This window comes from Pseudoalteromonas sp. S1727, from assembly GCF_005886375.1.
Taxonomy (GTDB): domain Bacteria; phylum Pseudomonadota; class Gammaproteobacteria; order Enterobacterales; family Alteromonadaceae; genus Pseudoalteromonas; species Pseudoalteromonas haloplanktis.
The window spans coordinates 18,722-40,043 of record NZ_PNDT01000067.1 but is presented as its reverse complement, the minus strand read 5'-3'; the positions used below and the strand labels follow the sequence as shown (position 1 = coordinate 40,043).

20 protein-coding genes are annotated in these 21,322 nt (G+C 43.4%); 17 read left to right on the top strand and 3 right to left on the bottom strand.

The annotated features are described in order from the left end of the window. Positions 1-194 precede the first annotated feature (194 nt). The 16 genes from mraZ to lpxC all read left to right on the top strand — a co-directional run bounded on the left by mraZ (position 195) and on the right by lpxC (position 17,980). Complete coding sequence (mraZ, locus tag CWB85_RS15095; protein ID WP_016709485.1) at positions 195-653, top strand: division/cell wall cluster transcriptional repressor MraZ; 459 nt, start codon at positions 195-197, stop codon at positions 651-653. Between the two features lie 30 nt (positions 654-683). Beyond that, entirely contained in the window at positions 684-1,622 is a 939-nt protein-coding gene (rsmH, locus tag CWB85_RS15090) for a 16S rRNA (cytosine(1402)-N(4))-methyltransferase RsmH (protein WP_016709484.1), read from the top strand. After that, entirely contained in the window at positions 1,619-1,945 is a 327-nt protein-coding gene (gene ftsL, locus CWB85_RS15085) for a cell division protein FtsL (RefSeq protein WP_016709483.1), read from the top strand. The genes rsmH and ftsL overlap by 4 nt, the downstream gene beginning before the upstream one ends. Continuing rightward, on the top strand, positions 1,942-3,759 hold the full coding sequence (locus CWB85_RS15080) for a peptidoglycan glycosyltransferase FtsI (protein ID WP_016709482.1): 1,818 nt from the start codon (positions 1,942-1,944) through the stop codon (positions 3,757-3,759). The genes ftsL and CWB85_RS15080 overlap by 4 nt, the downstream gene beginning before the upstream one ends. Next, a complete protein-coding gene (murE, locus tag CWB85_RS15075) occupies positions 3,752-5,257 on the top strand; it encodes a UDP-N-acetylmuramoyl-L-alanyl-D-glutamate--2,6-diaminopimelate ligase (protein WP_138555344.1) in 1,506 nt (501 codons plus the stop codon). Before CWB85_RS15080 ends, murE begins: the two co-directional genes overlap by 8 nt. After that, positions 5,254-6,642 (top strand): UDP-N-acetylmuramoyl-tripeptide--D-alanyl-D-alanine ligase, encoded by a 1,389-nt coding sequence (locus CWB85_RS15070; RefSeq protein WP_138555340.1) that lies wholly within the window; start codon positions 5,254-5,256, stop codon positions 6,640-6,642. Before murE ends, CWB85_RS15070 begins: the two co-directional genes overlap by 4 nt. Next, positions 6,636-7,718: a phospho-N-acetylmuramoyl-pentapeptide-transferase gene (mraY, locus tag CWB85_RS15065; protein ID WP_016709479.1), complete on the top strand. Its 1,083-nt coding sequence runs from the start codon at positions 6,636-6,638 to the stop codon at positions 7,716-7,718. Before CWB85_RS15070 ends, mraY begins: the two co-directional genes overlap by 7 nt. Next, complete coding sequence (gene murD / locus CWB85_RS15060; RefSeq protein WP_138555339.1) at positions 7,719-9,044, top strand: UDP-N-acetylmuramoyl-L-alanine--D-glutamate ligase; 1,326 nt, start codon at positions 7,719-7,721, stop codon at positions 9,042-9,044. Continuing rightward, a complete protein-coding gene (ftsW, locus tag CWB85_RS15055) occupies positions 9,041-10,216 on the top strand; it encodes a cell division protein FtsW (protein ID WP_029216204.1) in 1,176 nt (391 codons plus the stop codon). Before murD ends, ftsW begins: the two co-directional genes overlap by 4 nt. After that, positions 10,213-11,322 carry an undecaprenyldiphospho-muramoylpentapeptide beta-N-acetylglucosaminyltransferase gene (gene murG / locus CWB85_RS15050; protein ID WP_138555338.1) on the top strand — a complete coding sequence of 370 codons (1,110 nt, stop codon included), beginning with the start codon at positions 10,213-10,215 and terminating at the stop codon, positions 11,320-11,322. The genes ftsW and murG overlap by 4 nt, the downstream gene beginning before the upstream one ends. Further along, the gene (gene murC / locus CWB85_RS15045; RefSeq protein ID WP_016709475.1) at positions 11,323-12,771 is read left to right on the top strand and encodes a UDP-N-acetylmuramate--L-alanine ligase; all 1,449 of its coding nucleotides are present in this window, start codon (positions 11,323-11,325) and stop codon (positions 12,769-12,771) included. After that, positions 12,768-13,688, top strand: a complete 921-nt coding sequence (locus CWB85_RS15040; protein WP_016709474.1) for a D-alanine--D-alanine ligase — start codon at positions 12,768-12,770, stop codon at positions 13,686-13,688. The genes murC and CWB85_RS15040 overlap by 4 nt, the downstream gene beginning before the upstream one ends. A 1-nt stretch (position 13,689) precedes the next feature. Next, positions 13,690-14,469 carry a cell division protein FtsQ/DivIB gene (locus CWB85_RS15035; protein ID WP_016709473.1) on the top strand — a complete coding sequence of 260 codons (780 nt, stop codon included), beginning with the start codon at positions 13,690-13,692 and terminating at the stop codon, positions 14,467-14,469. Next, a complete protein-coding gene (ftsA, locus tag CWB85_RS15030; RefSeq protein ID WP_016709472.1) occupies positions 14,466-15,698 on the top strand; it encodes a cell division protein FtsA in 1,233 nt (410 codons plus the stop codon). Before CWB85_RS15035 ends, ftsA begins: the two co-directional genes overlap by 4 nt. 21 nt (positions 15,699-15,719) lie before the next feature. Beyond that, positions 15,720-16,964, top strand: a complete 1,245-nt coding sequence (gene ftsZ / locus CWB85_RS15025) for a cell division protein FtsZ (RefSeq protein ID WP_016709471.1) — start codon at positions 15,720-15,722, stop codon at positions 16,962-16,964. Positions 16,965-17,068: 104 nt separating this feature from the next. Next, complete coding sequence (lpxC, locus tag CWB85_RS15020; RefSeq protein WP_016709470.1) at positions 17,069-17,980, top strand: UDP-3-O-acyl-N-acetylglucosamine deacetylase; 912 nt, start codon at positions 17,069-17,071, stop codon at positions 17,978-17,980. Positions 17,981-18,080: 100 nt separating this feature from the next. Here lpxC and yjjG read toward each other — a convergent pair whose 3' ends face one another. The 3 genes from yjjG to CWB85_RS15005 all read right to left on the bottom strand — a co-directional run bounded on the left by yjjG (position 18,081) and on the right by CWB85_RS15005 (position 20,268). Further along, complete coding sequence (gene yjjG / locus CWB85_RS15015) at positions 18,081-18,755, bottom strand: pyrimidine 5'-nucleotidase (protein ID WP_016709469.1); 675 nt, start codon at positions 18,753-18,755, stop codon at positions 18,081-18,083. Positions 18,756-18,764: 9 nt separating this feature from the next. Beyond that, positions 18,765-19,301 carry an inosine/xanthosine triphosphatase gene (gene yjjX, locus CWB85_RS15010; RefSeq protein ID WP_138555337.1) on the bottom strand — a complete coding sequence of 179 codons (537 nt, stop codon included), beginning with the start codon at positions 19,299-19,301 and terminating at the stop codon, positions 18,765-18,767. 67 nt (positions 19,302-19,368) lie between these two features. After that, the gene (locus CWB85_RS15005; protein WP_138555336.1) at positions 19,369-20,268 is read right to left on the bottom strand and encodes a phosphoribulokinase; all 900 of its coding nucleotides are present in this window, start codon (positions 20,266-20,268) and stop codon (positions 19,369-19,371) included. A gap of 115 nt (positions 20,269-20,383) precedes the next feature. On the opposite strand from CWB85_RS15005, the gene CWB85_RS15000 reads away from it, so the two are divergent. After that, a complete protein-coding gene (locus CWB85_RS15000; protein WP_138555335.1) occupies positions 20,384-21,253 on the top strand; it encodes a TolB-like translocation protein in 870 nt (289 codons plus the stop codon). The last annotated feature ends 69 nt before the right edge of the window (positions 21,254-21,322 follow it).

Genomic DNA, 21,322 nt, shown 5'->3' with positions numbered 1-21,322 from the left:
ACGTAATTCAGTAGCTTTGCGCTAGCCCTTATTTTTTCTGGCTTTAACACGCGATTATAGGATCTTGCTGACTTGACAAAACCGCTTGTCAAGCCCTAAACTGGAGCACTGTGGTAAAAAGTGGTTTTTAGTGGATCAAATTGGATCAAACTAATCAAAATGGATTGATTATCAACTTTTAGAATAGGCTTTTTATGTTCCGTGGTGCGAGTTCGCTCAGTTTGGATGACAAAGGACGGTTTGCGGTACCTACTAAGTACCGCGATGCGTTGTTGTCTGAAGATCAGGGAACTGTGATTTGTACAGTCGCACTGAACGAGCCTTGTTTGTGGTTATATCCACTGGCGCAATGGCAAGATATAGAAGATCGCCTCGCTAGAATTTCTAATATGAATCCACGTGCTCGACGCATGCAAAGGATGTTGTTAGGTAACGCAACTGAATACCAATTAGATAAAAATGGCCGAATTTTGCTGGCACCGTCGTTACGGGCTCATGCAGATTTAGGCAAAAAAATCATGTTGGTTGGTTTGATGAATAAATTTGAGATCTGGGATGAAGAGCGTTGGCATGAACAAATGCGCCAAGACACCGAAATAGAACGCCTCGGTGAGTTTGAATCAACACCAGACTTAGATAATTTTTCACTCTGATCACACAATAAAAAAGGCAAATAATAGCTAATGACAGCGCAATTTGAACACATTTCCGTACTAATGGACGAAACCATCGATGCGTTAGCAATTAAGCCAGACGGCATCTATATGGATGGTACATTTGGCCGTGGCGGACATTCTGGGCAAATCTTGGCGCGCCTTGGTGAACATGGTCGATTACAAGCGATCGATCAAGATCCACAAGCAATTAAGTCAGCTGAAAAGTTTGCCGATGATAACCGCTTTGCTATTGCTCACACGCGTTTTTCTAATTTATACGAAGTGGCGGCGCAAAACGATCTGCTAGGTAAAGTGGATGGTATTTTATTAGATATCGGTGTGTCATCTCCGCAATTAGACGATGCTGAACGTGGTTTTAGCTTTATGAAGGATGGCCCGCTTGATATGCGTATGGACCCAACCAGTGGCCGAAGCGCGGCGCAGTGGTTAGCCGAAGCCGAACTTGAAGACATTGTGCATGTGATCAAAACCTATGGCGAAGAAAAGTTTGGCCGCCGTATTGCGCACAAGGTTTTAGAAGTTCGTGAACACACTCCTATTACGACGACCAAGCAGCTAGCTGATTTGGTTGATGAAGCGGTCCCCGTAAAAGATAAGTTTAAGCATCCGGCTACGCGTACTTTCCAGGCGATCCGTATTTATATCAATAGTGAGCTTGAAGAGATTCAAACAGCGCTGCAGGCGGCAATTAGGGTATTAAAGCCGGGTGGCCGTTTAGTGGTGATTTCGTTTCATTCGCTTGAGGATCGCATTGTAAAACAGTTTATTAAAAAACAGAGTAAGGGAGCAGCATTACCCAGAGGTCTGCCTTTAACTGATGCACAAATAAATCAAAACCTGACGTTAAAGGCAGTGGGTAAAGCTATTAAGCCAAGCCAAGCTGAAATTGAGCGTAATCCACGTTCACGTAGCTCAGTACTTAGGGTGGCACAGAGATTGGGATGAAGCCAAAAGCGAATCATCGACAACCCAATTTATTTGTAGAAGTGCTCAAAGGCCTAGCAGCAAATAAGCTGACGTTGGCCTTATTGGTTGTGATATTTGCATCCAGTTTGAGTGTGGTGCAGGTCACCCACTTTGCTCGCCAAGAGCTGATTGAACAAGATCAGCTGCTGCAAGAGCGAGATGAGCTGGATTTAGAATGGCGTTATTTATTAGTTGAAGAAGAATTTTATTCGCAGCATGCGCGCATTGAAGAAATTGCCACCATGCAACTTGAGATGAAACGGCCGACCAGCCAAGATGAACAGGTGATAGTACTGCCATGAGAAGCAGAGGGAAAAAACCAGTCAATAGTTTGATCACATGGCGTTTTATGCTGGTGTGCTCTGTTGTGCTGCTTGTTTTTGTCACTTTGGTTTCACGTGCGGCCTATTTACAAGTTATTGAGCCTGATAAAGCGCGTTCAGAAAGTAACAAACGCACCGTGCGAGTTGAAAAATTACACGTACAACGAGGGATGATTTTTGACCGTCATGGTAAAGAGCTCGCAGTGAGTGTGCCAGTTGTAAGCGTGTATGCAGATCCAAAAGCATTGCATAAGTCATTGCGTACTAAAGTGCTTAGGCAAGCACGAAAAAATGGCGAAGACGAAAAAGCATTGGCCGAAAATACAGCATTACTTGAGCAACGTATTAGCGAATATTACAAAAATGACTTACGTTGGCGCGAACTTGCCGATGTACTGCGTATTGAACCGAACAAAATTAATAGTCGTTTACGCGACGATGCTAGCCGCCGTTTTGTGTATTTAAAACGCCAAGTAACTCCAGCCGTTGCCAATTATATTGGTGATTTACGCCTACCAGGTATTCATTTATTAGATGAATCAAAACGTTATTATCCAGCAGGTGAAGTAACTGCACATGTGCTAGGTTTTACCAATATTGATGGTAAAGGGATTGAAGGCATAGAAAAACTGTATGAAAGTGCGCTAACCGGTGTGGAAGGACGTCGTACTATTCGTAAAGATGCACAAGGGCGTGAAGTGGAAGTACTTGATGAACGTGAACGTATTGAGCCTGAAAATATCCAACTCAGTATCGACCAACGTATTCAAGCAATTGCTTATAAAGCAGTTAAATCAGCAGTACTGACTTACAAGGCAACCTCTGGCTCGGCAATGGTTGTGGATGTAAAAACCGGTGAAGTGTTAGCGATGGTTAACAGCCCCTCTTTTAACCCCAATAATTTAAATGATGCAGCTCCTCATAAGCGTCGTAACCGCGCAATCACTGATTTGTTTGAACCTGGTTCAACCGTTAAGCCTCTAGCCATTTTAGCTGGCTTAGACTACGGCACAATTCAACCGGATGATAAAATTGATACTTATCCAGGCTGGATGCGTTTAGGCGGTAGTTTAGTGTCAGATTCGCGTAACCACGGCGAAATGACACTGCGTGAGATTTTAAAATACTCCAGTAATATGGGCGTGACGAAAATTAGTCAAACAGTGCCTAAGGATTACTTTGTTGGGTTATTCCAAAAAGTGGGTTTTGGAACAGATTCAGGCACCGGTATGGTCGGGGAAAGCAGTGGTTTGTTTTACCCTAATCGTCGTTGGTCTGATCACGAAATTGCCGCTTTGTCATTTGGTTATAACCTTGCCGTAAGTACCGCTCAAATGGCACGTTTTTATGCCATGTTAGGTGCTGGTGGTGTAAATCGTCCACTTACAATCTTAAAGCAAGACAGTATTCCTGAAGGTGAACGAATATTTCAACAACAAGATGTTGAAGCCGTTGTACATATGATGGAAAGCGTATTTGAAGACGATGGTACAGCGAGACGTATAAAGGTCGATGGTTATCGCGCAGCAGGAAAAACAGGCACCTCTAAAAAAGCCGCCGTAGGTGGTTATGGGGATGAGTATGTTGGTTATTTTGCAGGTTTAGCACCTGCCAGTAACCCACGTTTAGCTGTAGTAGTATTAATTAATGAGCCCGGTGGAGATGTTTATTACGGCGGCGCAACGGCAGGACCGGCGTTTGCTGAAATAATTTCTAATTCATTAAGAATTTTAAACGTAGCGCCTGATAAAGGCTCGGTTGCCTACGTGAAGGGCATAGATGATGATGCGTGATTTAAAAATAATTTTACAAAAAATAGAAGTATCAGCTGCAAGCTTGTTAGTTAAAGATTTGCGTTTGGATAGTCGCGATGTCACCCCCGGTGACGTATTTGTGGCTATTAAAGGCCACCAGTTAGATGGTGGGCACTTTATACAACACGCCATTGATAATGGCGCGGTGGCGATTATTGCTGACCGTTTATGTGAGTTTGAATCTGATTTTGATCCGCTGTATTTAATTACTGACTTGGATAAAAAGCTACCGGCTTTGGCGAGTCATTTTTATCAGCAACCGAGTAAGCACTTAGATGTGATAGGTGTTACTGGTACGAACGGTAAATCAACCACCACCGCTATGATAGCCCATTTAGCAAGGTTTTGTGGTACCCCGTCAGCCATTGTTGGTACATTGGGTTATGGGCAGCCAGATAACTTAACCGAATTAATTAACACCACACCGTCATGTGTTGACTTGCAAAGAATATTAGCGCAATTAGCTGAGCAAAATAATAAGTTGGTGGCGATGGAGGTTTCATCCCATGGACTGGTACAGCATCGTGTTGCCAATACCCACTTTAAAGCTGCGGTGTTTACCAATCTATCTCGCGATCATTTAGATTACCACGGTGATATGGCAAGTTATGCCGACGCTAAGCTAATGCTAATGCGAGACTTTGATGCGCAGCTGGTGGTGCTCAATCAAGATGATCATCAAGTTCAGCAATGGTTAGAGCAGTATGATTTTAATAGCTTAATTTGTTATGGTCACAAAGCGCTAGTACCTAAAAATGCACGGTTTGTTTACTTTACCGATGTTAATTACCATAAAACTGGTATTTCGGCACAATTAACGACAAGTTGGGGTGATATTACCATTTCTTGTCCGCTGTTTGGTGAATTTAATTTATATAATTTAGCCGCCGCAATAGCCACGTTATTGGGTATGGGTTATCCGCTTGAAAAGCTAGCCGCAGGGTGTGAAAGTTTACAGCCTGTTGCGGGCCGAATGCAGGCCTTTAGCGCACCAAACCAACCAACTTGTATTGTTGATTATGCTCATACGCCGGATGCCTTAGCATTGGCACTGCAAGCACTCCAACAACATGTGCCTGGTGGCGTAAGTTGTGTATTTGGCTGTGGTGGCGATCGTGATAAAGGCAAGCGCCCGATGATGGCAAAAGCGGCAGAGCAATATGCTGATCAGCTTATTGTCACCAGTGATAATCCCCGCAGTGAAGATCCGTGGCAGATCATTAACGATGTTGCCGCAGGTTTTAGTCAACCAGATAAAGTTCATTTAGAGGCGGATCGTGCTGCAGCTATTGCCTTTGCTATTGATAATGCAAATGCTCAAGACGTTGTTTTGATTGCAGGCAAAGGCCATGAAGATTACCAAATCATTGGTGCGCAACGGATCGATTTTTGCGATCGAAAGTTTGTTCAGCAGCACTTACAACAAGCACAAAAGCTAGATTTACAAGAACAACAACTCAGAGGATCGCAGTTATGATCCCTATGGATTTTGATTGGCTGGCAAATGTGCTAGCAAGCGATTATCAAGGTGATAATCAACCCGTCATTAATATTAATACGGACACTCGCACAGTTTGCGCGGGAGAGGTGTTTTTAGCGTTACAAGGCTCTAATTTCGACGGCCATAAATTTGTACAACAAGCGAAAGACAAAGGCGCAATAGCTGCCATCGTTAGTCATAAAGTTGCCGTTGATATTCCCCAATTTTTAGTGGCAGATACACGTATTGCACTAGGCGACATTGGTGCTGCGGTAATGGCAAGTGTTGCTCCGCAAACTATTGCGATCACTGGAAGTGTCGGTAAAACCACGGTAAAAGAAATGTGTGCCGCTATTTTAGCCGCACATGGTGAGGTGTTAGCAACGAAGGGCAACTTTAATAACGACATTGGTGTGCCATTGACCTTGCTTCGCCTTGAACCTCAGCATAAGTATGCCGTTATTGAACTTGGTGCGAATCATATTGGTGAGATTGCATACACTGTTGCCATGACCAAACCTGATGTAGCTGTAGTATGTAATGTTGCAGCAGCGCATATTGAAGGCTTTGGCTCGCTTGAAGGCGTAGCCACTGCTAAAAGTGAAATTTACGACGGCTTAAAAGAGCATGGTACTGCAATTGTTAACTGTGACAGTGAATTTAGCGATGGTTGGTTGAATAAGCTTGCAGGGCGTAAAATTAAATGTTTATCAAGCACTGAACAGCTGGACATTTGGGCTGAAGATATCAGCTTAGATGCACAAGCACACGCGTCTTTTTTCTTCTGCACTGCGCAGCAACGTGTGCCAGTAACGCTTGCACTGCCTGGTCGTCATAATGTGACTAATGCATTAATTGCTGCGGCACTAACCAGTGAGTTTGGTGTGTCACTTGAGGCGATCGCTAAAGCGCTCGCAAATATGGCTGAAGTTAAAGGCCGAGTAAACATAATTCCTGTTACTGACACCCTAACCGTGATTGACGACACCTATAACGCTAATGTGCAATCAGTTAAGGCTGCAATCGACCTATTACGTGACCTAGCAGGTAAGCGTGTTTTGGTCTTAGGTGATATGGGCGAACTTGGCAAGGAAGCTGCGCTTTATCACCAACAAGTTGGTTTATATGCCAAACAACAAGGTATCGATGAGCTGTATAGTTTAGGTGTATTGAGCCAATATGCCAGTGATGAATTTGCTCAACCACAGCGGCATTTTTCGAGCCGTGAACAGCTATTGCAACAGTTGCGGGCAGAGTTGGCTGATTCAACACAAAACACCACTATCGTCGTGAAGGGATCACGTAGCTCTCGCATGGAATTATTAGTACAAGATTTAGTTAACAGCCAGCAAGTTGGCCGCAATGGAGTATCTCAATGTTAGTTTGGCTGGCAGAATACCTAACTCAATATTACAGTGCCTTTAATGTGTTTTCGTACCTTACGGTGCGCGCAGTATTTGGCATTTTAACGGCATTATTAATTTCTTTATATTTTGGTCCTAAATTGATCCGCGCGTTGCAAAGAATGCAAATAGGCCAAGTAGTTCGTAATGATGGACCCGAATCTCATTTATCGAAAAAAGGCACTCCAACCATGGGGGGCTTATTAATCTTAGCGTCTATTTTTACAAGCTCACTACTATGGGCTGATCTGAGCAATAAATACGTGTGGGCAACACTGTTTGTGATCGGCTCGTTGGGTATTGTTGGCTTTGTTGATGATTACCGTAAAGTGATCCGCAAAGATCCTAAAGGACTTATCGCTAAGTGGAAATATTTTTGGCAATCAGTGATCGCACTCGTGGTGGCGTGTGCATTGTTTTTTAGTGCGAATCATGCAAATGAAACCTCACTCGTTGTGCCATTTTTTAAAGATGTGTTACCGCAATTAGGCTTATTTTACATAGTAATGACTTACTTTGTGGTGGTGGGTACTTCAAATGCTGTAAACCTCACTGATGGCCTTGATGGCTTAGCTATTGTACCAACTATTTTAGTGGCGGCAGCACTGGCGATTATTGCGTATTTAACCGGTAACGTAAATTTTTCGGCTTACTTACATATTCCACATTTACCGCTGGCTAGTGAGTTAGTTGTGGTATGTACTGCCATTGTCGGTGCAGGCCTAGGCTTTTTATGGTTCAACACCTATCCGGCACAAGTATTTATGGGGGATGTAGGTTCATTAGCACTTGGTGGTGCACTAGGAATTATTGCGGTATTGGTACGCCAAGAATTGATACTCATTATTATGGGGGGCGTGTTTGTGATGGAAGCGTTATCGGTGATTTTACAAGTCGGCTCGTATAAATTACGCGGCCAGCGCATTTTTCGAATGGCGCCTATTCACCATCACTACGAATTAAAGGGTTGGCCAGAACCACGTGTTATTGTTCGGTTTTGGATTATATCAATCGTGCTAGTACTGGCTGGCCTCGTGACATTAAAGATCAGGTAAATGACGTATTTAAACGAGATAAAAAACAAACAAGTAACAGTGCTCGGACTCGGTGTAACCGGTCTGGGCATTGTGCGTTTTTTATTGTCGCAAGGTTTAACACCGAATGTAGTTGATAGTCGCCAATCGCCACCGGGAAGTGACTGGCTGCAACAGCATGCGCCAAATTTAAATACTCATTTTGGTGATCTAGCAAAGGCAAAGCTTGATAGTGCCGATATGATCATCATCAGCCCAGGCCTAAGTTTGACCCTTCCTGCTGTTGCACAAGCGATACAAGCGGGTGTGGAAGTATTGGGTGATATTGAATTGTTTGCGCGCTTAACAGATAAGCCTGTAGTTGCTGTCACTGGTTCTAATGGTAAATCAACGGTGGTGACACTTGCGTACGAAGTGCTAAAAAGCGCCGGTTATAAAGTTGGCCTTGGTGGCAATATTGGCACCGCAGCGTTGGACTTATTAAGCGATGATTTTGATGTGTATGTACTCGAGTTGTCGAGTTTTCAACTCGATACCACATACAGTTTAAAGCCGATTAGCGCAACGGTATTGAATGTTTCAGAAGATCACCTAGACCGCTATGCCAGTTATCAAGCATACATAGAGTCAAAACAAACAATTTATAGTAATGCTGCTCTTGCTGTGATCAACAGCAGCGATAGCGCAACCCATACGCAGGTTATGCCGCAATTGAGCTTTGGGATAGACACTGGCGATTATTGCCTGATGACTTATCAAGGTGTTCAGTACTTTAGTTATCAAAATGCGCCTTTGTTGCCTGTGAGCAGTTTAGCGGTGGTGGGTCGTCATAATCAGCTCAATGCATTAGCGGTTATGGCTTTACTCAGCCCATTTGATATTACACCACAGCAATATGCACAGGCATTTGGTGAATTTACAGGGTTAGCTCATCGTTGCCAGTTTGTTGCAGAACAAGCGGGCGTTAAATATTTTAATGACTCTAAAGCCACTAACGTTGGCGCGACTATTGCGGCAATAGAAAGCTTGGCAGATCAAGCTAAGCAACTGGTGGTTATTGCCGGTGGTGATGCTAAAGGTGCAGATCTTGATAGTTTAAAACCGTATTTACAGCAACAAGTTAAAGCGTTAATTTGTTTCGGTAAAGATGCTAAAGCCTTAGTTGCATTAACTGATAAAGGTCACCTAACAACAAATATGGAACAAGCTGTTGCGCTTGCTAAGCAGCTAGCGACAGTGGGTGATATTGTTTTGCTTGCTCCTGCTTGTGCCAGCATCGATATGTATAACAATTACATGCAACGTGGCGATCACTTTAGCCAATGTGTTTTAGCGGAGGCGCTATGATCGCGTTTGCTGATATTCGTGACTCTTTGACTCCAAAGCCATCGGCGCAGCTGTTCGATGTACCTCTGCTGTACTGTGTGATTATGCTCATAGGTTTGGGGTTTGTGATGGTGACGAGTGCATCAATGCCCACCGCAGATCGTCTGTTTGATAATCCGTATCATATTATTATCCGCCACAGCATGTTTTTAGCGATTGGTTTTGTATTGTTTTGGATCACCTGCTGTGTGCCGATGGACTGGTGGAAGCGCTCCAACCCTTATTTGTTACTGCTTGGCATGGTGTTGTTGATCATTGTGTTGATTGTTGGCCGTGAAGTGAATGGTGCAAAGCGCTGGATCCCAATAGGTCCGATAGGCTTTCAAGTTGCTGAAGCCGCAAAGTTATATTTTTTCAGTTATATCGCTGGTTATTTGGTACGTAAACGCGAAGAAGTACAAGAGAACATAAAAGGTTTTGCTAAGCCTATTGCTGTATTTGCAGTGTACGCGGCATTAATTTTACTACAACCCGATTTAGGGACTGTGGTGGTGATGTTTGTAACTACAGTCGGGTTATTATTCTTAGCTGGCGCGAAATTGTGGCAGTTTTTTGTATTGATCTTAACCGGCATTGGCTTAGTGGTTTTACTGATCATTATTGAACCGTATCGCATGGCGCGAGTGGTAGGCTTTTTAGAACCATGGGATGATCCATTTGGAAAAGGCTACCAGTTAGTACAGTCATTAATGGCCTATAGCCAAGGTGGTTGGTTTGGTCAAGGCTTAGGTAATAGTGTACAAAAATTACAGTATTTACCAGAAGCTCATAATGATTTTATTTTTGCCGTGATCGGTGAAGAGCTAGGTTTTATCGGTATTGTCAGTATTTTGATGGTATTTGGAACCTTTGTATTTAGAGCCTTATTAATCGGTCAACAAGCATTAAAGTGCGGCAAAGAATATGAAGGCTATTTTGCATTCGCAATAGGTATTTGGTTTGCGTTTCAAACCATGGTGAATGTGGGCGCAAGTGCCGGTATTTTACCAACCAAAGGCCTAACTTTACCGTTTGTGTCTTATGGTGGCTCTAGCTTACTTATCATGACCATAGCGGCAGCTATTTTATTACGAGTGGACTTTGAAACCAAAATGGCCACAAAACAAGCAACATCTCGCGGAGGTAAGCGATGAGTAAAAAATTAGTCGTTGTTGCTGGTGGCACGGGGGGGCATATCTTTCCTGGTATTGCGGTGGCGGATCACTTAAAACAACAAGGTTGGCAGGTTAGTTGGATTGGCACGGCCGACCGAATGGAAGCCCAAGTGGTACCCAAACACGGTATTGATATTGATTTTATTAATGTCAAAGGCGTGCGAGGAAATGGCCTTGCACGTTTAATAAAAGCCCCATTTATGGTTATTAATGCCATATTACAAGCGCGTAAAGTATTGAAAAAGCAACGCCCTGATGTTGTGCTTGCGATGGGCGGCTATGTGACAGGGCCAACCGGCATGGCTGCAAAAAGCTTAGGTATTCCATTGGTGATCCATGAACAAAATGCAGTGGCTGGTATGAGTAATAAATACCTCGCTAAGTTTGCTAATAAAGTTTTAGCTGCATTTCCGCAAGCCTTTGCAGCAGGTCACAGTGAAGTTGTTGGTAATCCAGTGCGAGCCAGTGTGGCAAATGTAACAACGCGCACCGCATCAACGCCGGTTAATATTCTAGTTGTTGGTGGTTCATTAGGGGCACAAGTACTAAATCAAACACTACCAGCGGCATTTAAGCAACTGAATGATGACTTTCAACTAAATGTTTGGCATCAAACAGGCAAAGGGCAGCTTGGCTCGGTAACACAGGCATATCAGCAACAAGGTTTTAGTGTTGAGCAAGCAAAAGTGGCAGAGTTTATTGATGATATGGATACCGCATACAGTTGGGCTGATATAGTGGTTTGCCGCGCTGGCGCTTTAACTGTCAGTGAAATTGCCGCTGCTGGCAAAATGGCGGTATTTGTGCCGTTTCCGCATGCAGTGGACGATCATCAAACCGCCAATGCAAAATTTTTAGTCGATGGCAAAGCAGCATTATTAATGCCGCAGGGGCAGTTTAACGAACAAAACATTGTTGAACTATTGCGCCCATATTTAGCCGAACCAGAATTAATTAGTGAACTTGCTGGTAATGCAAAACAGTTGGCGACACTCGATGCTACCGCAAATGTTGCATGGCATTGTATGGATGCGGCCGGTGTTGCTCTGCCTGCACAGCACGTTACAGAAAAAAGAGATTATTAAGTGAAAGAAACGTCAACAGAAAAAAGTACTCGTCCGGCAATGCGCCGTATTAACACCATTCACTTTATTGGCATTGGTGGTGCGGGTATGGGTGGTATTGCCGAAGTACTCGCTTTTGAAGGATACCGTATTACTGGGTCTGATATTGCGCACAGTGCAATGACCGAACGTTTGATCCAAGCCGGTGCTGAAGTGTTTATTGGTCATCATCAAAGTAATGTAAAAGATGCCAGCGTTGTAGTGGTATCAAGTGCGATTGATGAATCTAACCCTGAGATTATTGCAGCAAAAGCTGCACGTATCCCTGTGGTTCGCCGCGCTGAAATGCTGGCCGAGTTAATGCGTTTTCGCCATGGTATTGCCATTGCTGGCACTCACGGTAAAACCACAACAACCAGTTTAATTGCCAGTATTTATGCTCAAGCAGGGCTTGATCCAACCTTTATTATAGGTGGCTTACTTAATAGTGCTGGTAGTAATGCTAAGGTGGGTAAAAGTGATTTTTTAATTGCTGAAGCGGATGAGAGTGATGCGTCATTTTTACATTTACAACCTATGGTATCGGTGATCACTAATATTGAAGAAGATCACATGGATACTTACGGCGGTAGTTTAGAAAAAATGAAAGACACGTATGTAGACTTCATTCATAACCTACCGTTTTATGGCCTTGCTGTGGTGTGTATTGACTCTGAAGTGGCGGCTGAGCTTATTCCACGTTTTGCACGTCCGGTGATCACTTACGGAGAGTCAAGTGACGCCGATTATCGTATGACTGACTTTAGCCAAACCGCAAATACGAGCCAGTTTAAAGTGCGTAGCAAGCAAGGTGATGAGTTAACTGTGCATTTAAATATGCCAGGTAAGCACAATGCATTGAACGCCACTGCAGCGATTGCTGTGGCCAAAGATCAAAAAATTGCTGACCATGCAATTTTAGAAGCATTGCAGAAGTTTGAAGGCATTGGTCGTCGTTTTCAGCATTATGGCGACTTTGAAAACGAGCGCGGCAAAGTGATGCTAGTGGATGATTATGGTCACCACCCTTCAGAAGTTGCGGTAACAATCGCGGCAATTCGCCAAGGCTGGCCTGATAAACGTTTAGTGATGATTTATCAACCGCATCGTTTTACGCGTACTCGTGATTTGTATGAAGACTTTGTAAAAGTACTTGCTGATGTTGACCAGTTATTATTGTTAGATGTTTACAGTGCTGGTGAAGAGCCAATTGTGGGGGCTGATAGTAAGAGCTTATGCCGCACTTTGCGTCAACGTGGTAAAGAGCCTCTGCATGTTGCCAGCAGCTCAGAGCTTGCTGGTGTTTTAGCAGATACATTGCAAGATAATGATTTAGTTATAACCCAAGGCGCTGGTAATATAGGTCAATTAGTAAAAGTACTCGCAGCGACATCGCTATCGATTGAGAAACTTAAGCAGGTAAAGGTATGACGCAATTAAACACACAATTTGGCAAAGTGGCCGTGTTGCTTGGTGGTAACTCCGCTGAGCGCGAAGTCTCACTAAAATCAGGTCAAGCTGTCTTGAACGCATTACAAAATGCAGGTGTTGATGCCATTGCGTTTGATCCAAAAGAACAACCTTTATGGCAATTAAAAGAATTAGCTATCGAACGTGTGTTTATTGCTTTGCATGGCCGCGGGGGGGAAGACGGTACCATTCAAGGCGCACTTGAATTTATGGGCATCCCTTATACCGGCAGTAACGTATTAGGTTCAGCGTTAGCGATGGATAAAGTTCGTTGTAAGCATTTATTTAAATCAGCAGGGTTAAGTACCGCACCATATGCTGTTGTGGATAACAAACGTGGTTTTGATGCTAACGCTATTATGGCTGAGCTTAAAAAAGTAATGGTTAAACCGTCACATGAAGGCTCTAGCATCGGCATGGCGCAGGCAAATAATGCGCAGGAGCTTGATGCAGCACTGGCTGCTGCATTTAAATTTGATAGCCAAGTATTAGTTGAGCAATGGATAACTGGCCGTGAATTTACCGTGGCTATTTTAGGTGATGATGTACAACCTGTAATTGAAATGACCACCCCGAATGGCTTTTATGATTACCAAGCTAAATATCAATCAAATACTACGCAATACCATTGCCCTGCTGATTTATCAGCAAGTGACACGCAAAAGCTGCAAACAATGGCGTTACAGGCGTTTGATTTAGTAGGCGCCAGTGGTTGGGGACGTGTTGATGCAATGCAAGATGCTGAGGGCAACTTTTACTTACTTGAAGTGAATACTGTACCAGGCATGACTGAAAAATCGTTAGTGCCGATGGCAGCGAAAGCAAATGGCGCAAGCTTTGAGCAATTAGTTGTTCGCATTTTAGGGCAAACGCTTTAATATGCCTCCCTTTTTGGAAAAAGCGCAGCAATTAAAACAGCAACTAAATTGGTCGCTGATTTTTGGAGTGAGCTTTTTTCTGGTCGTGGTGTTTAGCTTAGTGCAAATCACCAGCGGCGTAAGGGAGTGGTTGGTAGAGAACAAAGACGCCCAAATTAAGCATTTATCGGTATTAGGTAAACCTCAATATACTGATGAAAAAGCGATTATTGGGGCAATTAAAAAAGCCGACTTATCGAGTTTTTTTGATTTAGACGTTAAACATGTGCAGCATTTGGTACAAGCGCTGCCTTGGGTTGCCACGGCATCGGTACGTAAGCAATGGCCAGACACATTACAAGTGTACGTAGTGGAGCACCACGCGGTGGCAATTTGGAACAGTGATTTATTGCTGAACCAAAGCGGTGAAGTATTTGAAGCGAGTAGCGACAAACTCGTTGAACAACTGCCGCAGCTTTATGGCCCTGAAGGGAGTGAATTAGAAGCATGGGTTGCCTTCAAGCAATTTGATGACATGCTCAAAGTAAACGATTTAAAGTTAACCAGTCTTGCATTGTCTGAGCGGTTTTCATGGCAACTGTGGCTTGATAACGGCATTCGTCTTAAGTTGGGACGTAAAGAGAAAGCTAAACGGGTACAACGGTTTATCGATGTGTACCCGCGGATGGAAAAACGTGCTGATGCACAAGTAGATGTAGTGGATTTACGGTATGATACCGGCCTTGCAGTGAGCTGGAAGCTCCTGGAAGAAGCGCAATTACAAAATAAGAGTAAGGCATGACTAAGTCAGCAGAAAGAAACCTCGTGATTGGATTAGACGTTGGCACCTCAAAAGTGGTGGCCACGGTTGGTGAAATCACCGCAGATAACAAGCTCAGTATTGTTGGGGTTGGCAGCCAAGTATCCCATGGTATGGATAAAGGCGGCGTAAACGACCTTAATTTAGTGTCTGAGTCTATTCGTCGTGCAATCGATGAAGCAGAGCTTATGGCAGATTGCCGTATCAGCTCTGTGTATCTGGGGATTTCCGGTAAACATATTCAATGTCAAAACGAAAGTGGTGTGGTGGCAATTAATAACACCGAAGTTACCGATGAAGACATTGAGAATGTGATTCATATTGCTCGTTCAGTGCCGGTATCTGCTGAGCGTAAAATGCTGCATGCGTTGCCGCAAGAGTACAGTATTGATATGCAAGAAGGGATTAAAAACCCACGTGGTATGAGTGGTGTACGAATGGAAGCCCGTGCTCATATCATCACTTGCTCAAATGATATGGCGAAAAACATTGAAAAATGTGTAGAGCGCTGTGGTCTTGAAGTTGACCAACTGATTTTTACAGCCCTAGCTTCGTGTTACTCAGTATTAACTGATGATGAAAAAGAGCTTGGTGTAGCGGTGCTTGATATTGGCGGTGGTACAATGGATATCACCATTTATATCAATGGTGCGCTGCGTCACTCTGCGGTTATTCCTGTTGCGGGTAATCAAGTGACGGGCGATATTGCAAAAATATTTCGCACACCGATATCACATGCTGAATCACTCAAGGTACAATACGCCTGTGCAAGTAGCCAGATGGCCAGCAGCGAAGAGACAATAGAAGTACCAAGTGTTGGTGGGCGACCTGCGCGATTAATGTCGCGACATACCTTGTCAGAGGTGGTTGAGCCACGCTTTAGAGAGTTATTTGAACTGGCGATGGAAGAAATTCATCGTTCAGGGTTAGCAGACCAAATTGCAGCAGGACTCGTCATAACTGGCGGGAGTGCTAAAATGGCTGGCGCGATGGAAGTGGCAGAAGACATTTTCCAGATGCCAGTAAGAATAGGCAAGCCAATCGGGATGGTTGGTTTGACTGATTATGTAGATGACCCTTCATATGCAACGGCGGTGGGCTTATTACAGTATGGCCGCACAATGCAATCGATGAATGCACAAAAATCGAAACCTGAAGGCGATAACAATTGGTGGAACCGTATTACTAAGTGGTTCCAAGGCGAGTTTTAATACTCAAGTCGGAGAGTAAACATGTTTGATATGATGGAACAACACAGCGAAGAAGCTGTCATAAAAGTAATAGGCGTGGGCGGCGGCGGCGGTAATGCAGTCGAGCACATGGTTAAGCAACAAATTGAAGGTGTGCGTTTTATTGCAGCTAATACGGATGCGCAAGCATTACGTAATTCATCTGCCGATATTACCGTGCAGCTAGGTACGCAGATCACCTCAGGCTTAGGTGCTGGGGCAAATCCTGAAGTTGGCCGAAATTCAGCAGAAGAAGATGCGGAAACTATTCGTGCCAGCCTTGAAGGTGCTGACATGGTATTTATTGCTGCAGGTATGGGCGGTGGTACTGGTACTGGTGCTGCACCGGTTGTTGCTAAAATAGCTAAAGAGCTAGGTATTTTAACCGTTGCAGTAGTAACGCGTCCGTTTGACTTTGAAGGCAAAAAGCGTGCAGCAGCTGCTGAACAAGGTATTAACGAATTGTCAGAAATTGTAGATTCACTTATTACAATTCCTAACAATAAATTGCTTAAAGTTTTAGGTAAAGGGACTACACTATTAGATGCGTTCGCGAAAGCAAATGACGTATTGTTTGGTGCGGTACAAGGTATTGCGGAATTAATTACCCGCTCAGGTTTAATCAACGTGGATTTCGCCGACGTACGTACAGTAATGTCAGCAATGGGTACTGCGATGATGGGCACAGCGTCAGCGTCGGGTCCTGATCGTGCGCAAGAAGCGGCAGAAGCAGCTATCTCTAGCCCATTACTTGAAGATGTTGATTTAACCGGTGCTAAAGGTATCTTGGTTAATATCACCGCCGGTATGGATATCGCGATTGAAGAATTTGAAATTGTTGGTAACCACGTTAAAGCACTAGCATCTGAAAACGCGACAGTTGTTGTAGGTGCTGTGATTGACCCTGAAATGACGGATGAATTACGTGTAACAGTGGTAGCAACAGGTTTGGGCGGTGATCGTCGTCCACAGTTTGGTATTGTTGATAACGGCTTTAAGAAAGCGTCAGGTTCTGATGTAAGTGGTTCAACAGGCCAAACAAGCAGTATGTATGTACCAAGCTTTGCAAGCCAAGGTAGCAGTGATGATGTAACTGCTGCCCCAAGTGTTGAAAAACACGAGTCGAGCATGACAACGCAAAGCAATAGCGGTTTATCAAAAACCAATGAAAGCAGTAAAAAGTCTGAAAAATCAGAAGGTGGTGATTACTTTGACATCCCTGCATTTTTAAGAAAACAGGCCGATTAAGCAAATAAATAAAATTATTTTGCTTGAAAAGTAATCGAATTTGGCAGCTGGTAGTATATGTGATACAATCGGTAGTCTAACTGTAACTATAAGTGAGCGAAGCTATGATTAAACAGCGTACGATTGCAGAAATAGTCAAAGCCATAGGAATTGGACTTCATAAAGGTGAGAAGGTCACAATAACTCTCCGACCTGCGAGCGCAAATACTGGGATTGTATTTCGTCGTGTCGACCTTGATCCGGTTGTTGATTTTGAAACAACGCCTGAAGCCGTTGGTGATACGCAATTGTGTACCTGTTTAACTAACAAAGATGGCGTTCGCTTATCTACGACTGAGCACCTGATTGCAGCGGTAGCAGCAATGGGGATTGATAATTTGATCGTTGAATTAGATAGCTCAGAAGTGCCAATTATGGATGGTAGTGCATTGCCATTCATCTATTTGTTACAAAAAGGCGGCATTGCAGAGCAAAATGCGGCTAAGCGCTTTATTCGTATAAAAGAAAAAGTACGTATTGAAGAAGGCGATAAATGGGCCGAGATCGAACCTTATGATGGTTTTCATATCGACTTTGAAATTGCTTTTGACCACCCGGCAATCAATGAAAGCCGCCAACGTATCGGTTTAGATATCACGGCACAAAGCTTCACTGAAGAAATTAGCCGCGCGCGTACTTTCGGTTTTATGAAAGACATTGAATATATGCATGCTAACAACCTAGCTTTAGGTGGCAGCATGGATAACGCGGTAGTATTGGATGAGTTTAAAGTACTTAATCCTAACGGTCTGCGTTACAGCGATGAGTTTGTTAAGCATAAGATTCTAGACTGTGTTGGTGACATGTTTATGACAGGTCACAACATTTTAGGCAAAATTACTGCCTATAAATCGGGTCATGACTTAAATAACAAGTTACTTCGTAAAATTATGGCAACTGAGTCTGCATGGGAATGGGCTACATTTGATACTCCAGTTACAATGCCAGCACCGGGCCTAGAAGTAGCCACAGCGTAATTACAACCGCTTACTACAGTTATAAAAAATGACGCCATTGAGCGTCATTTTTTTGCCTTAATATTATGGCCTAGATTTTAATTGCAAGCCTAGAACCTTTCTACAATCCCAACAGCTGTTGTAATTGCACCAACTCGGTAATTTTATAAGTAGGCGTGATCCCTTGCGGTAGCTCAAACCCTGGGTGCTGTAACCAGCAGCTATCAATTCCTGCATTTTGCGCACCGAGTATATCGCTGTTTGCAGTATCGCCAACCATTAAGATCTGCGCTTTGTCAGGGTTACCCATTAAATCAAAAGTATGTTGAAAAATTTCCTTCGCAGGCTTTGCTATGCCAACTTGCTCAGAAATAACTAGCCAATCAAACATATCGTTTAAGCCGGTGCGCGCTAAGCGGCGAGCTTGTAATTGCGTAAAGCCATTGGTAATGATACCAAGCCGAGCATGTGGTTTTAGCGCAGTGAGTAACTCTACAGCACCTGGTAAGGGGTGACATATTTCAGCCATCGCGGTTAAAAAATCATCATTGAGTGTTTGAGCGGGCACATTGAGTTTAGCGGCCCATTCACTAAACCGGGTTACCTGTAAGTGTGTTGCCGTTATTTGATTGTCTTGATAAGCAAGCCACAGTGATTTATTGGTTACTTGATAGTGTTGATAATCAGCCTCAGTAAAGTTAACTCCGTAATTGGCAAACATTCTTTTTAAGCCTGCGAAGGCATTGAAGCTGAATAGCGTTTCGTCGGCATCGAATAATACATGGGTATACTTCATTAAACTTCCTTAGCGATAAAGTGCAGGGTGTATAAACGGCGCCATAGCGAGTGTTAAGGCTTGCGTGTAAGTACTTTCACGGGTGGCATGGTGGTTAGTTAATAAACCGATAGCGCCGCCTTGCTGTTTGATATTGGTGGTATTAAATGCATTGTCCATTACATCACCCAGTTCGTTACCTTGTAGCAACGAATCATAAAGACGTTGTGGTAAAGGTAGATTACTACTGCGGCCGATTGCTCGTTGCTGGCTGTTGGCAATCACCACAAATGCAAAGGTTGCTGGGCCATAACTAAATTGCTCTGCACCGCCTTCCATTGCCACGTAAAAGTCGGCTTGATGATGCTGTTGGCAATGTAATACACGATTTTCTGCACCAATACGGGTTTCATCTTCACCGATTGGTTGATCTGGTACTTGTGATGGAGCGTCAACACCTTGGCAGTCAATTGTCATATCAGGATAGTAGAGAGAGAAAATACTGCGTGCGGCATTTATTTTAACTGGATTGTTTGAACCGACAATAATACGTAATGATTGTGCCATGCTGACATCTCCTTTTATGATGAAGTCAGCAGTTTACATAAGCTAGGTATTTCAGCAAGCGTATTTCTTAAATAGGCAAATCAACCGGGGCTAATTCGGCAAGGGCGCGTTTTTTCAAAATAATGTCTTTAATGAGTGGGGTTAACACAAGTTCCATTGCCAAGCCCATTTTTCCACCAGGTACTACAAGGGTATTGATACGTGACATAAAGCTGCCTTCAATCATCCGTAGGTAATACGGAAAATCTACATCATCTATGCCACGAAAACGGATAACCACAAAGCTTTCATCAAGGGACGGAATATCTTTTGCGCTAAAAGGATTAGACGTATCAACCGTTGGAACCCGTTGAAAGTTTATATGCGTGCGTGAGAACTGTGGCGTAATGTGATTAATGTAATCATCCATACTGCGCACAATTGAGCCCATCACGGCTTCGCGAGAGTGACCACGTTCAGAAGTATCGCGGATCAGTTTTTGGATCCATTCAAGGTTAATAATTGGCACCATGCCAATGAGTAAGTCGACATGTTTTGCTACGTCGTGAGCTTCATCAACTACGCCGCCATGCAGTCCTTCGTAGAATAAAATATCAGTGCTAGCCTCTAACTCTTGCCATGGTGTAAATGTACCAGGTAATTGATTGTAAGGGACGGCTTCATCGAAGGTGTGCAAATAACGACGTAACTTACCAGCACCAGTATCACCATAGGTGCTAAACAAGCTTTCAAGTGCGCCAAAGTCATTTGCTTCACGACCGAAGTAACTAATGTGTTTACCTTCTTGTTGCGCTTCACGGACTTTTTTATCCATCTCAGGGCGAGTATAACGGTGAAAACTATCGCCTTCTATAAATGCAGCCTCAATATTAAGACTACGAAATATATGTTTTATCGCGCTTGTCGTAGTGGTAGTACCTGCACCAGATGAACCAGTGATTGCAATAATCGGATGTTTAGCTGACATAATTGTTCTCGTTATTATGGTCTAGTCATTTATAAAGGGCTTAGTAGAGTAGGTCAAGTGACATAGGGAGTTAATTAACGCTATTATAGGCAGAGAATAATAACGAGAGACCCACATGAAATTGATTTCACCTTGGTTAAGTTTAGTTGCCACCTTTGTCACTATCCCTCATATGGCTCTGGCTGCGATGCCAAAGAGCGAAATTTTACTTGCTAAACTTAACACGGAGTATGGCTTACAAGTAAGCCGTATCACCAATAATGATGTTTATAATAATCAACCGTTACTTACTCAAGCCGGTATTTATTTTACCAAAGAAGTACAAACAGATGGGCAAAGCCAAACTGATTTGGCTTTTTACGATTTTAGCAATCAACAAGTCGTTAATTTAACAAATACAGCTGTAAGTGAATACTCTCCTACTTTAACTCCTGATGGTGATGCGCTTTCAGCAATCGTGGTTGAGGCTGACGGTAAGCAAAAATTATGGCAATACCCGTTTGATCATAACGTACCACCGAGTCGCATTTTTGAGTGGATAGAGCCCGTTGGTTATCATGCTTGGGGGCCTAAAAATGATATGGTTATGTTTATTTTAGGCGAACCTCATACCTTACAATACACTCAGGTTACTGCTGCAAAGCCAACAGTTGTTGCGCACAATATAGGGCGTACTTTGACTTTTAACCATACTCTAGGAGTTTACACATTTAGCTACAATAAAGCGCAGCAGCATTGGTTAGCCAGTTATGATCCGCAACAAGCTAGTGTGACTAATTTGTTTCGTTTACCCCAAGATGTACAAGATTACGCATTTAAAGACGCAAATACGGTTATTTATGCAATCGGTAGTCGTATTTATCAACGCCAGTTGGATAGCCCTGAACACGTTTCACTGTGGTTAGATTTAACGCCTTATTGTGATAGTAAGATTACTCGTATGAGCTATTTAGATGAACAGCTCGCTTTTGTATGTAGTATATAATATAAGACTTTTCAGGCTTTTAGCTGTACTGTAGTTTACAGCTAATAGCCTAATGAGGAACAGAATAAC